Source organism: Ancylobacter sp. WKF20, assembly GCF_029760895.1.
In the GTDB taxonomy this organism is placed as follows: domain Bacteria; phylum Pseudomonadota; class Alphaproteobacteria; order Rhizobiales; family Xanthobacteraceae; genus Ancylobacter.
In genome coordinates this window covers 3,304,663-3,319,918 of the sequence record NZ_CP121679.1, presented here as the reverse complement: position 1 = coordinate 3,319,918, position 15,256 = coordinate 3,304,663, and the positions used below count along the sequence as shown (strand labels likewise).

At 66.6% G+C, this 15,256-nt stretch carries 8 protein-coding genes and 1 tRNA gene; 3 read left to right on the top strand and 6 right to left on the bottom strand.

What is annotated here, in order from left to right; translation table 11 throughout:
- Positions 1–135: 135 nt before the first annotated feature.
- Positions 136–1,077, top strand: coding sequence for a hypothetical protein (locus AncyloWKF20_RS15230; protein WP_279314857.1), 942 nt, complete (start codon positions 136–138; stop codon positions 1,075–1,077).
- A 31-nt stretch (positions 1,078–1,108) separates the two neighbouring features.
- Here the strand turns inward: AncyloWKF20_RS15230 and proB are convergent, their stop codons facing one another.
- From proB to rplU, 5 genes are all read right to left on the bottom strand, one after another.
- Positions 1,109–2,341 carry a glutamate 5-kinase gene (proB, locus tag AncyloWKF20_RS15225; protein WP_279314856.1) on the bottom strand — a complete coding sequence of 411 codons (1,233 nt, stop codon included), beginning with the start codon at positions 2,339–2,341 and terminating at the stop codon, positions 1,109–1,111.
- Positions 2,342–2,806: 465 nt separating this feature from the next.
- Positions 2,807–3,841 carry a GTPase ObgE gene (gene obgE, locus AncyloWKF20_RS15220; RefSeq protein ID WP_267584638.1) on the bottom strand — a complete coding sequence of 345 codons (1,035 nt, stop codon included), beginning with the start codon at positions 3,839–3,841 and terminating at the stop codon, positions 2,807–2,809.
- Between the two features lie 69 nt (positions 3,842–3,910).
- Positions 3,911–4,579, bottom strand: a complete 669-nt coding sequence (locus AncyloWKF20_RS15215; RefSeq protein WP_279314855.1) for a GNAT family N-acetyltransferase — start codon at positions 4,577–4,579, stop codon at positions 3,911–3,913.
- A 146-nt stretch (positions 4,580–4,725) separates the two neighbouring features.
- A complete protein-coding gene (rpmA, locus tag AncyloWKF20_RS15210) occupies positions 4,726–4,995 on the bottom strand; it encodes a 50S ribosomal protein L27 (protein WP_267584640.1) in 270 nt (89 codons plus the stop codon).
- 33 nt (positions 4,996–5,028) lie between these two features.
- A complete protein-coding gene (gene rplU, locus AncyloWKF20_RS15205; RefSeq protein WP_267584641.1) occupies positions 5,029–5,334 on the bottom strand; it encodes a 50S ribosomal protein L21 in 306 nt (101 codons plus the stop codon).
- Positions 5,335–5,628: 294 nt separating this feature from the next.
- Here rplU and AncyloWKF20_RS15200 point away from each other — a divergent pair, with 294 nt between their 5' ends.
- Both AncyloWKF20_RS15200 and AncyloWKF20_RS15195 read left to right on the top strand, forming a co-directional pair.
- Positions 5,629–5,955, top strand: coding sequence for a CsbD family protein (locus tag AncyloWKF20_RS15200; protein WP_279314854.1), 327 nt, complete (start codon positions 5,629–5,631; stop codon positions 5,953–5,955).
- Positions 5,956–6,101: 146 nt separating this feature from the next.
- A tRNA-Ser gene (locus AncyloWKF20_RS15195) sits at positions 6,102–6,191 on the top strand.
- Between the two features lie 276 nt (positions 6,192–6,467).
- Here AncyloWKF20_RS15195 and AncyloWKF20_RS15190 read toward each other — a convergent pair.
- Positions 6,468–15,023 (bottom strand): glucoamylase family protein, encoded by an 8,556-nt coding sequence (locus tag AncyloWKF20_RS15190; RefSeq protein ID WP_279314853.1) that lies wholly within the window; start codon positions 15,021–15,023, stop codon positions 6,468–6,470.
- Positions 15,024–15,256: the final 233 nt, after the last annotated feature.

The following is a 15,256-nucleotide window of genomic DNA, read 5'->3' as shown; positions in this document are numbered from 1 at the left end:
CCATGATGATCGGTGAAGTGCTAAGCCATGACGAGGACTGGGCGCCTAATTCCACGGAACAGACTTCGGTGGATACCAAGGCATCTGCATTTGGCCCACGAGTATTCATTTTTCTTGCACGATCAGATTACTCGCATGTTGGTTGAATATGAAAATTCAGGCGCTCATAAGGAAATTATAACTTTTAGAAATAAATCCGACGCAAATTCATTCTCAAAAATGTCATTACAGAATATAGACGCAATAGAGTCACTTAGGAAATTGGGTTATGAGGCCGAAGCGAGAAAAGTCATAATTAATACAGTGATTATGGCGATGGTATCTGACTTTTTACATCATATATTTGAAGCATTAAAGTGTCTAGAGAAAAGAAAATATATCGTAGCATGCAATCTTCTTCGGAAGCCAATGCTAGATTCGTCTGTCTATCTTTCGTGGATATTGGGAGATGAGGATGATTTTTTCATAAAATTTAGAGAAAGTTCACCAGATTCGCTTACTCCTCGAAAAATCGGCAACAGAAGATTAGAAATATTTCGGTTGTCAATAGAAAAGTCCGGAGTATCAGACTTAATAGATGCTGAAACAGTTCATGAGTGGACATTTGATTCAAATAATCCAAATGGAATGTACCGTATTTTTCAGCACGCAGTTCATTTGATAACTGTAGATCGAATTCAATTAAAAACTAGTACAGAAAATTTCAATTTTATATTCAAGAATCCATCAGATGATGATATTTATGAAGAAATATACAGATATATTCCATATATGATGCTTTTCATGTCTGGAATAATAGTCGAACTTTTTGACAAAATGAAGAGTATGGACAGCTTATCCAAGCGAGCATTTATAACTCGTTCCAGATATGGGTACTATTTATTATCTGATAACATTCGTCAGGTGACGTTAATAAGTGCATTCACAGAGATTTTGGGTCCAATTATACGTTGTTTCTCATGCAGCAGGCCTATCAAGATAACAAAACATAATTTAGCGCGAATTATTCTGACCGATTCATTTCGCTGCACACACTGCAGTCGCACAAATGAATTGGCATTTTCCTGGTCTCTTTAGCTCGTGATTTTAAACCACCATTGAACATCCCTCACCCCCCGCCCCCCAACACAAGATCATCCCGGTGCACCATCGCCGCGCGGCCCTCGAAACCCGTGATCGTCGCGATCTCGTCCGATGAGCGGCCGCGGATGCGGTCGGCGTAGTCGTGGTCATAGGCCACCAGCCCGCGGCCGACTTCGGCGCCGTCGGGGCCGCGCAGCACCACGGCGTCGCCGCGCTGGAACTCGCCTTCCACGCGCTTCACGCCGGCCGGCAGCAGCGAGGAGCCCCGGCGCAGGGCGGCGACCGCGCCAGCGTCGAGATGCAGCACGCCGCGCGGCTCCAGCGAGCCGGCGATCCAGCGCTTGCGCGAAGCGACGGGGTTGGTGGGGGCGAGGAACCAGGTGCAGCGCGCGCCCTCGGCGATGGCGCGGATCGGGTTCTTCCCCTTGCCGGAGGCGATGACCATATGCGCGCCCGCCGTGGTGGCGATCTTGCCGGCCTCGATCTTGGTCTTCATGCCGCCGCGTGACAGTTCCGTGCCCGCGCCGCCGGCCATCGCCTCGATCTCGGCGGTGATGCGCGGCACCACGGGCAGGAACTCGGCGTTCGGGTCGTCATTGGGCGGGGCGGTGTAGAGCCCGTCAATATCGGAGAGCAGCACGAGCAGGTCCGCGCTCGCCATGCCGGCGACGCGCGCGGCGAGCCGGTCATTGTCCCCATAGCGGATTTCCGAGGTCGCCACCGTGTCGTTCTCGTTGATGACCGGCACCACTTTGAGATCGAGGAGCTTGGCCAGTGTCGAGCGCGCATTGAGGTAGCGCCGGCGCTCCTCGGTATCGCCGAGCGTGATGAGGATCTGCCCGGCATTGACCCCTTCATGCGCCAGCGCCTCCGACCAGGCCCGCGCCAGCGCGATCTGCCCGACCGCGGCGGCGGCCTGGCTCTCCTCCAGCTTCAGCGGGCGCTTGGGGAGCTTCAGCACATTGCGGCCGAGGGCGATGGCGCCGGAGGAAACCACCAGCACCTCCTTGCCCTCGCGGTGCAGCTGGGCGACATCCTCCGCCAGCGCCGCGAGCCAGGCATGGCGCAGCGCCCCGCGCGCGGAATCCACCAGCAGCGCCGAGCCGACCTTCACCACCACCCGGCGGAAGGCGGAAATCTGCGGCACCGCCGCCCCGCCCGTGGCAAGCGCGGCAGCCGCCGCCGGCTCAAGGGAGGCGGCGGAGGTGGTCTCGGAGGTCTTCGCGTCGGAGGTTTGGGCAGCGGGGCGGCGGGTCATCGGGCGGCTTCACGGCAAGGGCGCGCCGGTCACCGGGCCGCGCCGAAGAAGGGGATGCCGTCTCATACGCGCTTTCGCCAAAAGTCGCGCGGATTTTTGCGGGGGAGGGGAGCAACCACCCAATACGCCGTCATGCCGGACGGTACCCCCCTTCACGTCATCCCGGACGGCCGCAGGCCGATCCGGGATCGCGCCCCGCTATTGAGCGCGGACATCGCGCCCCGACAGGCACCCGATCCCGGCTCTGCGCTTCGCTTCGGCCGGGATGACGACGGAGGAGGGGAGGGAATGGCCGGGAGGGACCACGACGGAGAGGGAATTGAAGCCGGCGGCGCGCCGGCGAGCGGCCGGCGGTGTCACCCACACTGGCCGGATCGGTCACCCACCGTGCACACATCGTCCACCTCACTGCACTGACTGGTCACGGCGAAACCGGACGGCAGCGCGGAGGTATAAAAACACCGATCAGGGGCGCCAGGGTTCGGCCGGCTCGCGCGCCAGTTCCTCGGCGCGGCCCTCGTCGATGACATAGGCGAGCGCGCGCAGCGCCTCGCGTACGCCCTGGCCGGACTGGGCCGAGAGCGCCAGCGGCTTCTTCTTCGCCGCGCGCTGGAGCCGGGCGAGCTGGCTCTTCAGCGTCTCGGGATCGAGCGCGTCGGTCTTGGTGAGCGCGACGATTTCCGGTTTATCCTCAAGGCCCTGGCCATAGGCGTCGAGCTCGGCGCGCACGGTCTTGTAGACCTTGCCGGCGTGTTCCGAGGTGCCGTCGACGAGGTGCAGCAGCACGCGGCAGCGCTCGATATGGGCGAGGAAGCGGTCGCCGAGGCCCACGCCCTCATGCGCGCCCTCGATCAGGCCGGGAATGTCCGCCAGCACGAATTCGCGGCCATCCACCTGCACCACGCCGAGGCCAGGGTGTAGAGTGGTAAATGGGTAGTCCGCCACCTTGGGCTTCGCGGCCGTCGTGGCGGCGAGGAAGGTGGATTTGCCCGCATTGGGAAGGCCGACAAGTCCCGCATCGGCAATGAGTTTCAGCCGCAGGATGATCCAGCGTTCCTCGCCCTCCTGGCCGGGATTGGCGCGGCGCGGCGCCTGGTTGGTCGAGGTCTGGAAATGGGCATTGCCGAAGCCGCCATTGCCACCCTTCAAGAGGCGCACCCGCTGGCCGATCTCGGTGAGGTCGGCGAGGATGGTTTCGCCATCTTCATCAAGCACTTCGGTCCCGGCCGGCACCTTCAGCACAGCGTCGTCGCCCTTGCCGCCGGCGCGGTTCTTGCCCATGCCGAAGCCGCCCTTCTTGGCCTTGAAGTGCTGCTGGAAGCGGTAATCAATGAGGGTGTTGAGCCCGTCGACGCATTCGATCCACACATCGCCGCCCCGCCCGCCGTCGCCGCCATCGGGGCCGCCGAACTCGATGAACTTCTCCCGCCGGAACGACAGACAGCCCGCCCCACCATCGCCGGAGCGGACGTAAATCTTTGCCTGGTCAAGGAATTTCATCGTGGATGCTCAAAATGTGGGGCGGGGCCCCCGCGTGCGGAGGCCCCTCAACCTAGCAGAATCTCCGGCTCAATGCCGGGTGTCGATGGCGTGAAGCGTCGGATGCGCGCTGGCCCCCCAGGCCCGCAGCGAACTCCACAGACGCTTCTCCAGCCGGAACCGGTCGACCGGCACCGAGGCACCGAGCGCCCGGACCCGCGTCAGCCCGACGCCGGTCCACTGGAAGCCGCACTTCTCCAGCACCCGGCGCGAGGCCGGATTGACGACGCGGGCGGAGGCGACGATGGCCTCGAGCCCGCGATCGGCAAAGGCATGGTCGATCAGCGCCCGGACCGCCTCGGTGCCGATCCCGCGATCCCAATAGGGCTCGCCGAGCCAGTAGCCGATCTCCGGCGCATCCTCGTCGCGCTGGACGAAGCCGCACATGCCGACCGGTATCGGGGGACCGAAATTGGACTGGTCCGCCCCCCGCAACGCCGCCTCGTTCTTCAGGAAGATCGCAAACGTCGCCGCCTTCGGCCCACCCGGCAGCTTGGCGATGAACGCCGCCGCATCCGCCATACCGTAGGGATGGGGAATGTTCGCGGTCATCTCGGCGACTTTTCGGTTGTCGGCGAGCTCCGCGATCCATGCCATGTCCTCGATCCGCGGCGCGCGCAGCACGAGGCGGCCGGTTTCGAGGACGGAGGTACAGCTTTCCGCGAGGGGTGACCCGAAGGTCGCTTCGACGATGGTCATGGGAGGTCTCCTGGGGGGCCTGGAACGACGAAGGGGAGGCGGTTTCCTCGCCTCCCCTGTCGGGCACCCCGGGATGTCCTCTCAGGACGTTCGGGAAATCCTACCGGTCGGGCGAGACCAGTGGGATTTCAAGAACCTCACTGGCTTTATTCGGCGGCCTGGGCGGCCGGAATGACGGATACGTAAGTGCGGGAATTGGCTTTGGTGCGGAACTCGACTCGGCCTTCGGTCAGCGCAAAGAGGGTGTGATCTTTGCCCATGCCGACGTTCACGCCGGGATGCCACTGCGTCCCACGCTGACGAACGATGATGTTGCCGGCCACGACCTGCTCGCTGCCGAACTTCTTGACGCCGAGGCGACGGCCGTCGGAATCGCGACCGTTGCGGGAAGAACCGCCAGCCTTCTTATGAGCCATGATGCTCTCCTGTTTCTCTCTGTGCGGTCTACGTCAGCCGGCGATCGAGGTCACGCGCACGACAGTGAAGTCCTGGCGATGACCGATCTTGCGGCGGGAATTCTGACGGCGACGCTTCTTGAAAGCAATAACCTTGGCGCCGCGGGTGTGCTTCACGACCTCGAGGGTCACGGAAGCGCCGTCGACGAGCGGAGCGCCGACCTTCGGGCTGTCGCCACCGAGCATGAGGACCGGCAGGGTCACGGCAGTGCCGGGCTCGGCGTCGATCTTGCCGACAGTGACGAGTTGTTCGGCGGCAACGCGGTACTGCTTGCCACCCGTCTTGATGACCGCGAACATGTTATGTCCTTTCGTTCGAGCCCGAACTCCTCGCCGCAAGCGGCGCGGGATCGGCTTCTTTCGGTCGGTTGCGGGATGCGCATGGGCCGGATTGCCCTTTTCATGCGCGCTGCCTCTTAACCGCGGGCGCCCGTCCTGTCAAGGAATGGAAGGCGCGCAAATGACCCGCCGGCCATGGCGCGCGCTGGCTTTGACGGGTCTTTCGATACCGGCCGTGAACCTTCCGGCGGGCGTCGCGTTGTCAGCGGCAATGGCGTCGCAGATGGCGACGCGCTCCAGATCGAGAGGCCTATCATGAACAGCCACCAGATCACCGGTGCCGCCCGTCAGATCGGCGGACGCCTGCGGAACGTCGCCGGCCAGGTGTCGCACGACGCGGCGCTGAGGGGCGAGGGTGTCTATGAGGAAGCGCTCGGCCGCGGCCAGCGTCTGGCGGGCGATGCCCGCGAGCAGGCGGTGCGTCTCGCCGATGGCGCCTATGACATGGGCCAGGAGTATTATGATAGGGGCGTGCGCGCCCTTGCACAGCAGACCCGCGCCCACCCCCTCGCCGTCGTCCTCGCGGCCGGTCTCACCGGCGCGGCGCTGGCCTGGCTGTTCAGCTCCAGCCGTCGCCGCTGAGCGAGGAAATCGCGGCTTTGCGGCGCCCTCTGAAGCGGCACCCACAGCCTCTCCCGGCTTCCGGCGCGTCTTCCCTTGCAAGGCGCGCCGGCCTCGGCTATTGAGCCCCCGCTCCACGGCGCGGACCTGATCTGCGCCCCGTGCGCGGAGAGGTGCCGGAGTGGTCGATCGGGACGGTCTCGAAAACCGTTGTGCGTGCAAGCGTACCGTGGGTTCGAATCCCACCCTCTCCGCCAAAAATTTCCATCAATTCATTGATTTATCACGTTATCCGCTGGGTTTCCGGCGTTGGCCGCATTGGCCTTGATGACAACCAAACGCCAGCCGAGCAATCCTTGGGTCAATTAAAGCGAGCCGACATGCGGCGTTCGTGCGGGGATGCCGGCGCGCGCTCGAAAGCTTCGCCGCCGGACGTCGCCACGCGTGGTAAGCAGCGCATGCCCCATCGGCGCTCCCCCTGATCGGCGACGCTCTTCTGCCTCAGAGCGCGTCAGCGCGACGGCCCGCTTATGTCAGCGCCGTCGCAGGCACAGGCGCAGGGTGTGAGGGTGGCCATCGAGGGGGATATGGGCTGGTTCTCCCGGCGTGGCGGGGGCGGTCTCGTCGAGCTGCCAGCGCGGCTCGGTCTCGTCCTCCGCGCCAAGGGTGCAGACCTCAATACGGCAGACCGTCGCCCCCAGTGTCACCGTCGCCTCGAAGCCGGGCCAGCTTGCGGGCAGCGTCGGTTCGACGAAGAGAATGTCGCCCTGCGGGCGAATGCCGAGAATGCCCTCGACCCCCGCCCGGTGCATCCAGCCGGCCGAGCCCGTGTACCAGGACCAGCCGCCGCGCCCGTCATGGGGGGCGACCGAGTAGACGTCGGCAGCCACGACATAGGGCTCCGTCTTGTAGCGCTCGGCCTCGTCCGGTGTGCGGGCGTGGTTGATCGGGTTGAGCCGGGCGAACAAAGCGTGCGCCCTGTCACCATCACCGAGACGCGCGAAGGCCAGCACGGCCCACATGGCGGCGTGGCTGTACTGCCCGCCATTCTCGCGCAGGCCGGGCGGGTAGCCCTTGATATAGCCGGGATCGTGCGGCGTCCGGTCGAAGGGCGGCGTGAACAGCAGCGCGAGCTTGTCGTCCGGGCGGAGCAGATGGCGTTCGAGCGAGGCCATGGCCGTGGATGCGCGCAGGCTGTCGGCGGCGCCCGACAGCACCGCCCAGGACTGGGCGATGGAGTCGATGCGACACTCCTCGCTGTCTTTCGCGCCGAGCCAGGTGCCGTCGTCGAAGGTCGCCCGGCGATACCACGCGCCGTCCCAGGCCGAGCGCTCAATGGCCCGCCGCACCGACGCGGCATGAGCGCGCCACTGGCGTGCACGTTCAGGATCGCGCGCCTCCGCCAGCGGCGCGAACATCTCGATCGTGCGGATGAGCAGCCAGCCGAGCCAGACGCTCTCGCCCCGGCCACCCTCGCCCACGCGGTTCATCCCGTCGTTCCAGTCGCCGGTGCCCATGAGCGGCAGCCCGAGCGCGCCGGTACGGGCCATGGCGAGGTCGAGGCCGCGGGCGCAATGCTCGAATAGCGGGCCGGTCTCGTCCGCCGGCATCGGCTGGAAGAACTGATCGTGCTCGCCCGGCGCCAACTGGGGGCCGTCGAGATAGGGCACGCTTTCGTCAAGGATCGCGGCATCGCCCGTGTTCTCGATATAGGTCGCGGTGGCGTAGGCGAGCCAGACCACGTCATCGGAGATGCGGGTGCGCACGCCCTGCCCGGACTGCGGCAGCCACCAATGCTGCACGTCGCCCTCGACGAACTGCCGGCCGGCCGCGCGCAGGATGTGGCCGCGCGTTTCCGCCGGCAGGGCGAGGGTCAGCGCCATGCCATCCTGAAGCTGGTCGCGGAAGCCATAGGCTCCGCTCGCCTGATAGAAGGCGGAGCGCGCGGTGATACGGCAGGCAAGCGTCTGATAGAGCAGCCAGCCATTCAGCATGATGTCCATCGCCCGGTCCGGTGTCTTCACCTGGACGGTGCCGAGCACCGTGTCCCAATGCGCCGTCACCGCCGCCAGCACCGCGTCCAGATCGGCGCGGCGATAGCGGGCGATCAGCGCGCGGGCTTCCACTACGGACGCGCTTTGGCCAAGGAGTGCTACCAGCTCGACGCTCTCGCCAATACCGAGTTCGACCACGCTCTGCAGCGCGGCGCAGGGGTCGAGCCCCGCGCCGGTAGCACCGGACAGCGGCGCCCGGCCGGTGAGGGCGTGGGGAGCGTCGAGCGCGCCGTTGCGGCCGAGGAATTCGGTGCGGTCCGCCGTCCAGGCGCTCTGCCGCCCGCCGAGATCGGCAAAAGCCACGCAGGAGCCGAAGGACGAGCTCCAGGGGTTGCGGGCGAGGAGCGCTCCCGTGTCCTCATCCCTTTCGGTGGTGAGGAACGGGGCGGACGCCCCGCGCGCGGTGCCGAGCACCCATTCGGCATAGGTGGTGACGGAGAGCCGGCGCGGCCGCCCGGACCGATTGGTCAGCACCAGGCGGGAAATCTTGATCGGGTCGTCGAGCGGCACGAACTGGAGCAGGTCCAGCCCGATGCCGTTGGCCTCATGCTCGAACCGGCTATAGCCGAAGCCGTGCCGGGCGACATAGGTGCCGCCGTCGCGGATCGGCTGCGCGGTCGGGCTCCACAGCTCGCCGCTCACCTCGTCCCGCACATAGATCGCCTCGCCGGCCGGATCGACGACGGCGTCGTTCGACCAGGGGGTGAGCTGGTTTTCGCGGCTGTTCTGCGCCCAGCTATAGCCGCTTCCCTCGGCGGACACCTGAAAGCCGAAGCCGGCATTGGCGACGACGTTGATCCAGGGGGCCGGCGTGGTGCGCTCGGGCCCGAGGACGATCACATATTCCCGCCCGTTTTTGTCGAAGCCGCCGAGGCCGTTGAAGAATTCGAGCTCCGGGAGCGCCGGTGCTGGCGCCGGGCTCGACGGTGCGGGTACGGCACGCGCGAGGAGGCGCGGCGTCGCCGTTTGAGGTCCCCGCCGGTCAATGCGCGCCAGTTGGCTGGCCAGTGTGCCGCGGCGTGCCAGCAACACGACGCGGGCGACCGAGTGCAGCAGCGCGCGGGATTCCATGCTCATGAGATCGGCGCGCAGCACCTTGACCGTGCCCATGGCGGGCTCCTCGCCCAGCAGCGGGCGGGAGGCGCTGGTGCGTACCGCCGCCTCGATGGCGATCTGCAGATCCTGCACATAGGAGGAAGCGCGCTCATTGATGATGACAAGGTCCACGGCGAGGCGCTTCATCCGCCAGTATTCGCGCGCGCGCAGCAACTGGCGGACCTGGGCGATGTCGTCGATGTCGTCGATGCGCAGCAGCACGATCGGCAGGTCGCCGGAAATCGCATGCTGCCAGAGGCCCGATTGGGGACCGGCGCCGCGAAGGATGACGTCGGAGGCCGGTCGGAAGCGCCGGTCGGCATACAGGATCGGGGCGGCGAGCCGCTGGAAATCGGCGGCTTCCTCCAGTTCCACCGCGATGTGCCGGAGCTGGACCTGTGCCTGCGTCCAGGCCAGCGTCCGGGCGCGCTCGAAGGCATTGCGGTCGTGATGGGTATCGATGAGGTCGAGCAGTTCCTCGCGGGACGACGCGACCAAGGTCCAGAAGGCGACGCGGGCCATCTTGCCCGGCGCGATGCGCACGCTCTGGCGCAGCGAGAAAACCGGATCGAGCACCGTGCCGACCGTGTTGGACAGCGGCTGGCCGTCCCGCATCGCCTCGGCCATCCCCATGTGGCGCCCGCGACCGATGAAGTGGGCGCGGGCCGTCTCATATTGCGGGTCGGCGGCCAGTTCGCCCTCGACCACCGCGAAATGCGCGGCCCATATCTGCGACTCGCCCGGCGCGCGCAGCCGCCGCGTCGCGATCAGGGCACCGAACTCCGGCAGATGCTCGGTGACGACAAACATCTTGGCGAAGGCCGGGTGGGCCATATCGGCGGCGGTGGTGGTGAGCACCAGCTCCGCATAGGAGGTGAGCTCGATCTCCCGTGCCCGCCGCCCGCTATTGGTCAGGCAGACCCGCCGGACCTCGCCATTGTGCTCGCCGGACACGATGACTTCGAGCGCGGTGGTCAGGCCGGGATCGCGGCGGATGAACTCGGCATGATCCTCGCCGAACACGACGTCACTCTCGCCCGCGTCGCCGGCCATCGGGTGGGGCGTGGCTGACCAGACGCTGCCGCTCCGGCGGTCGCGAAGGAAGATGAAGGAGCCCCCGTCGTCGCGGGTTGAATCCTCGCGCCAGCGGGTCACCGCGATGTCTCGCCAGCGGCTGTAGCCGCCGCCATTCGCCGTCATCATCACCGCGTAGCTGCCATTGGAGAGCAGGTGCGTGACGGGTGCCCCACGCGTCGGGGCGGAGAGATGGCGGACGGTCACCCCGTCGGCGCGCGCGTCGAGGGCTGCAGCCCGTACTTCCTCGGCGCGCGGTCGCGCCACCACGACATCGCGCGGCGAGCGTTCCTGCAGGAGAAGCTCGCTGGCGCGGATCATCGGCTCGCGATGGAAGCGGGCCCGCATCTCACCCTGCATCAGCGTGTTGGCAATGGCGACGATGGTCATGCCCTGGTGATGCGCCATGAAGCTGCGGACGATGGCGGCGTCCTGGTGTTCCGGCACGCGCGCGCGGGTGAAGTCGAGCGCCTCGTAGAAGCCATAGCGGCCGAGGGCGCCGAGGGCGGCAAGGCGGGCAAAGTTCTGCCGCGCGCTCTCGGGATACACCATGGCGGCAAGGCCGGTCGCGTAGGGGGCGATCACGGTGTTTTCCGACAGGCCGCGCTTCAGCCCGAGGCCCGGCACGCCGAAATTGCCGTACTGATAGGTAAACTCGATGTCGCGGGCGTTATAGGCGGATTCCGACATGCCCCAGGGAACGCCAAGGGTCCGCGCATAGGATTGCTGGCGCTCCACGACGAGGCGGCTGGTCTGTTCGAGCACGCTGCCGGCCGGCGCGCGCATCACCAGCGAGGGCATGAGATACTCGAACATCGAGCCCGACCAGGAGATCAACGCCGAGCCGTTGCCGACCGGCGTGGACAGCCGGCCAAGGCGGAACCAGTGACGGGTCGGCGCATCGCCCTTGGCGATCGCGAACAGGCTGGCGAGCCGCGCCTCGGAGGCGAGGAGATCGTAGCAACTGGGATCGAGGCCGTTATCGGTGAGCGAATAGCCGATCGACAGCAGCTTCCGCTCCGGATCGAGCAGGAAGGCGAAGTCCATCTCCATCGCCATCGCCCGCGCCGTCTCCGCCAGCACGCCGAGCCTTTGCTGCGTGGCGGCCGGCGCGGCGGCCATGATGAGGCGATCGCGCTCATGCGCGTTCACTGTCCTGCCGAGCGTCTCGATCCAATAGGTGATGTCCGGGGAAGCGTCGTCACCGGCCGCGGGGAGCAGATCCGCCGCGCTGCGCGCCGCCTTGTCCACCAGCCGCTTCAGCACCGGGGTGATGGCGTCCAGCGCCAGCACGCTGTTCAGCTGGGCGTCGATCTCGTCCAGCGTCGCCGCCAGCGCCTGCCCGCGCGCGCTGTCGAGCCCGGATAGGGTGGCGAGCGCCTCGCGGGCGAGCGCGAGACAATCCGCGAGGCCGGCGCGAGCGGCTATCGCCTCGCGGCCCGTCCACTCCTCGCAGGCATTGGCTAGCGCGATGAGATGACCGGCGAGATTGCCGCTGTCGACCGAGGAGACATAGTCGGGCGGCAGAGGCGCGAGGTCCTGCGTGCCGTACCAGTTGAAGAAATGGCCGCGGAAGCGCGACATCCGCTTCAGCGTGGCAAAGGTCGCCTCCAGCCGCTCGATGGTTTCCAGCGTGCCGGCCCAGCCAAAGTCACGCGCGGCGACCGCCGAGAGCAGATAGAGGCCGATATTGGTCGGCGAGGTCCGGTGCGCCACGACCGGCCTGGGCACTTCCTGGAAATTGTCCGGCGGCAGCATGTTCTCAGCCGGCGTGACGAAGGTCTCGAAGAAGCGCCAGGTGCGGCGGGCGATGAGCCGCAGTTCCCGGCCCTCTGCCGCGTCGAGATGCAGGCGCGGTGGCGCCTTGGGGGACCGGCTCACCGCGTGCGCGATCGCCGGGGCCAGGAGCCAGAGAAGGCCGAGGGGCAGCATCAGCGGCCAGGACGCGGGGGTGAGGGTAAGCACAGCCGCCACAAGGCCAAGGGCCAGCGCGGTACTGCCGGCCATCTGCCGGTAGAAGCCGAGGGCGTCGAGTCGCGGCGCGGTCGAGGAGGTCGCTGCCGAGGTCCATGCCAGCAAATGGCGGTGGGTCACACCGAGCCGCAGCAGGGTGCGCAGCGCGGCATCGCCGGCGCGCCAGGCCTGGTCGGGCAGGAAGACCAGCGACAACGCGCTTTGGGCGGTCGCCAGCCGAAGATCCGCCAGCACCTGCGCGAGATGGCTGCGCAGGCGGATGTCCGGCCGGCGGGGCAGTATGGCGAAGACGATCGGCAGAAAGGCGGGCACCGCGATCGTTGCAAGGACCAGCAGTGCGCCGACCAGAGCGGCGGGCAAGGGGAGCAGTCCGGACAGACAGAGCGCGAGAAGGGTCAGCGGTCCCAGCGTGGAGCGGCGCAGATTGTCCAGCATCTTGCCCCGACCGACCGGGGTGACGCCATTCTGCCGCGCGCCGGCGCCGAGCATCCAGGGCAGCAACTGCCAGTCGCCGCGCATCCAGCGGTGCTGCCGCTTGGCGACCACCTCATAGCGCGAGGGAAACTCCTCGACCACCTCGATGTCCGAGGCGAGGCCGGCGCGGGCGAACACGCCCTCGAAAAGATCGTGGCTGAGGAGCGTGTTGTCGGGAATGCGCCCGGCCAGGGCCGCCTCGAAGGCGTCGATGTCGTAGATGCCCTTGCCGGTGTAGGAGCCCTCGCCGAACAGATCCTGATAGACGTCGGACACCGCCGCCGCATAGGGGTCCATCCCGCCGCCGCCGGAGATCACCCGCTGGTAGAACGAGCCTTCGCGACCGATCGGCAGCGAGGGTGTCACCCGTGGCTGGAGAATGCCGTAGCCGCCAACCACGCGCTGGGCGGCCGCGTCGAAATTCGGCCGGTTCAGCGGGTGCGCCATCTTGCCGACCAGCCGGAGCGCGGCGTCGCGCGGCAGGCGGGTATCCACATCGAGCGTGATCACATAGCGCACATCCGCCGGCACCCATGGCGCCCGCCCGGCAAGGGGCATGAAGGAGGTGTCGTCCGCGCCGCGCAGCAGGCGATTGAGTTCGTGCAGCTTGCCGCGCTTGCGCTCCCATCCCATCCATTTGCCCTCGCCCGGATTGAAGCGGCGATGGCGGTGCAGCAGCAGGAAGCGGTCGCCGGCCGGACCGGGACCGTGGCGACGGTTCAGCTCGTCGATCGCCGCGACGCCGCGCTCCAGCAAGCGGGCGTCGTCCGGCATGACTTCGGCATCGGCGTCCATGCCGTCGGAAAGCAGCGCGAAAGTGAGATCGCCGCCGGAGCCGGACAGGAAGTGAATCTCCAGCCCCTCCACCTGCTCCAGGAGATCGGCTTCGCTAGTGAGAAGGGTCGGTACGGCAATGAGGGTGCGCAGCGAGACCGGCACGCCGCCGGCGAGTTCAAGGCCCGGCAGAATGGTCGCGCCGAACATCCAGGCGACACCGCGATTGACCAAGGCGGTCGCCACCTCGTTGGCGGGAAGGAAGCCCAGCAGGGCGAACGCGGTCAGCCCTCCGACGGAGAGCCCGGTGGCACCCAGAGCCCAGAGCGCCAGCGCCATGAGGGCGAGCGTGACGCCGAGGATGGTGCCGATATAGCCGCCAATGCCGAGCCGAATGCTGAGGCGACTGAGGCGCAGCCGGGCCGGCGGGCGGAACCGGATGGTCCGCTCGAAGGCGCCGCGCCCCTCGCCGATGAGATGATAGCCGGGGTCACGGCTCGGCACGGGCCGGGTGTCGTCCGTTCCTTCCGGCAGCTCCGCGGCGGTCGCCTCCAGCACGAGGTCGGCGATGGCGAGCTCCGGCACCGGTGCCCCGCGCGCGAGCTGCTCGATGGCGCTGCGGTAGAGGTTGCGGGTGGGGAAATCCATGGCATCGAAGTCGCTGCCCGTCCGCAACCGGGCATCGACCAGACTGACGCTTTCAAACAGCTCGGCCCAGTCGATATCGGAGATCAGCCGCATGCTGGTGATGACGTTGCGCACGGTCACGTTGGAGGCGCCGAGCCGTTGCTGGGCGTGCTGCACCGCGTCGTCGACCGAGGCGCCTTGGGCGTTGAGCCGGGCTTCGATCCAGCCGAGCGCCGGCGTGATCAGGGGGTCCTGATCCCGGAGCCGCTTAACCAGTTGCGCCGCGAACACCTCGTTCAGTGGCTCGGGCGAGCGGATCAAGATGTCCGCATCGAGCGCGGCGCGCGCCTCCCCCGATGCCAGCAGCCGGTCGGCGAGCAGATCGGCGTCGCGGCGCGATCGGCGCCCATCGGTGATCTGGTCCGCCAGGCGGCGAAGATTCTCGATCAGCACGATGCGCAGGGTGATGGCTACCGCCCACAGCTCGCCGATCGTCAGCGGCTGAACCTGCTGGTAGGCGGCGATGAAGCGGCGCAGCATTTCGGGATCGAAATGGCTGTCGGTATGCGCGACATAGGCCCAGGCGAGGCCCAGTACCCGCGGATAGCCGGCAAAGGGGCCGTCCGCCAGCTTCGGCAGCTGCCGATAATAGCCGACCGGCAGATCGTCGCGGATCTCGCGGATCTGTTCCTCGACGAGATGATAATTGTCGAGCAGCCATTCGGCTGCGGGCACGACGGGCCGTCCGGCCTCCGCATCGGCGGCCGTGGCCCGATAGGCCGTGAGCAGGACGCCGGCATTGCTTTCGAGCCGGGCATGGAGGGCGGGAACGGCGCGCGGTCGCGACGCGATGGGCTGGGCTGTGGCGAGGCTTCGGGCATGCTGCTCCAGCCGCTCGGGGCCGAACATTTCCTCGCGGATCGGCGAGGCATCGTCCCAGACGGTGCCGCGCTGTCCGCGATTCCTCCATGCGGCGAGTTGGAGGCCATAATGACGGCGAAGCGCGAGGAACGGCATTGTGGGGGCCTTCCGGTCCGGGGTGGCTCGAGAGGCGTGGGCTTACAAGGCTCAAAACGGCGTCATGGCACGGCCTGCGGCGGGCCGCCGGCTTGGCGAGCGCGCAACGACCGCCGTTCCCGTCGCCGCAACCCGGTGGATCGCGCTAGACGGAGCCCTGCCTCGGCTTCGGCGTGTTCAGGCGACGGATCCAAAGCCTTTCCAGCTTGGACCGTTTAATAATCTCCGTCGCC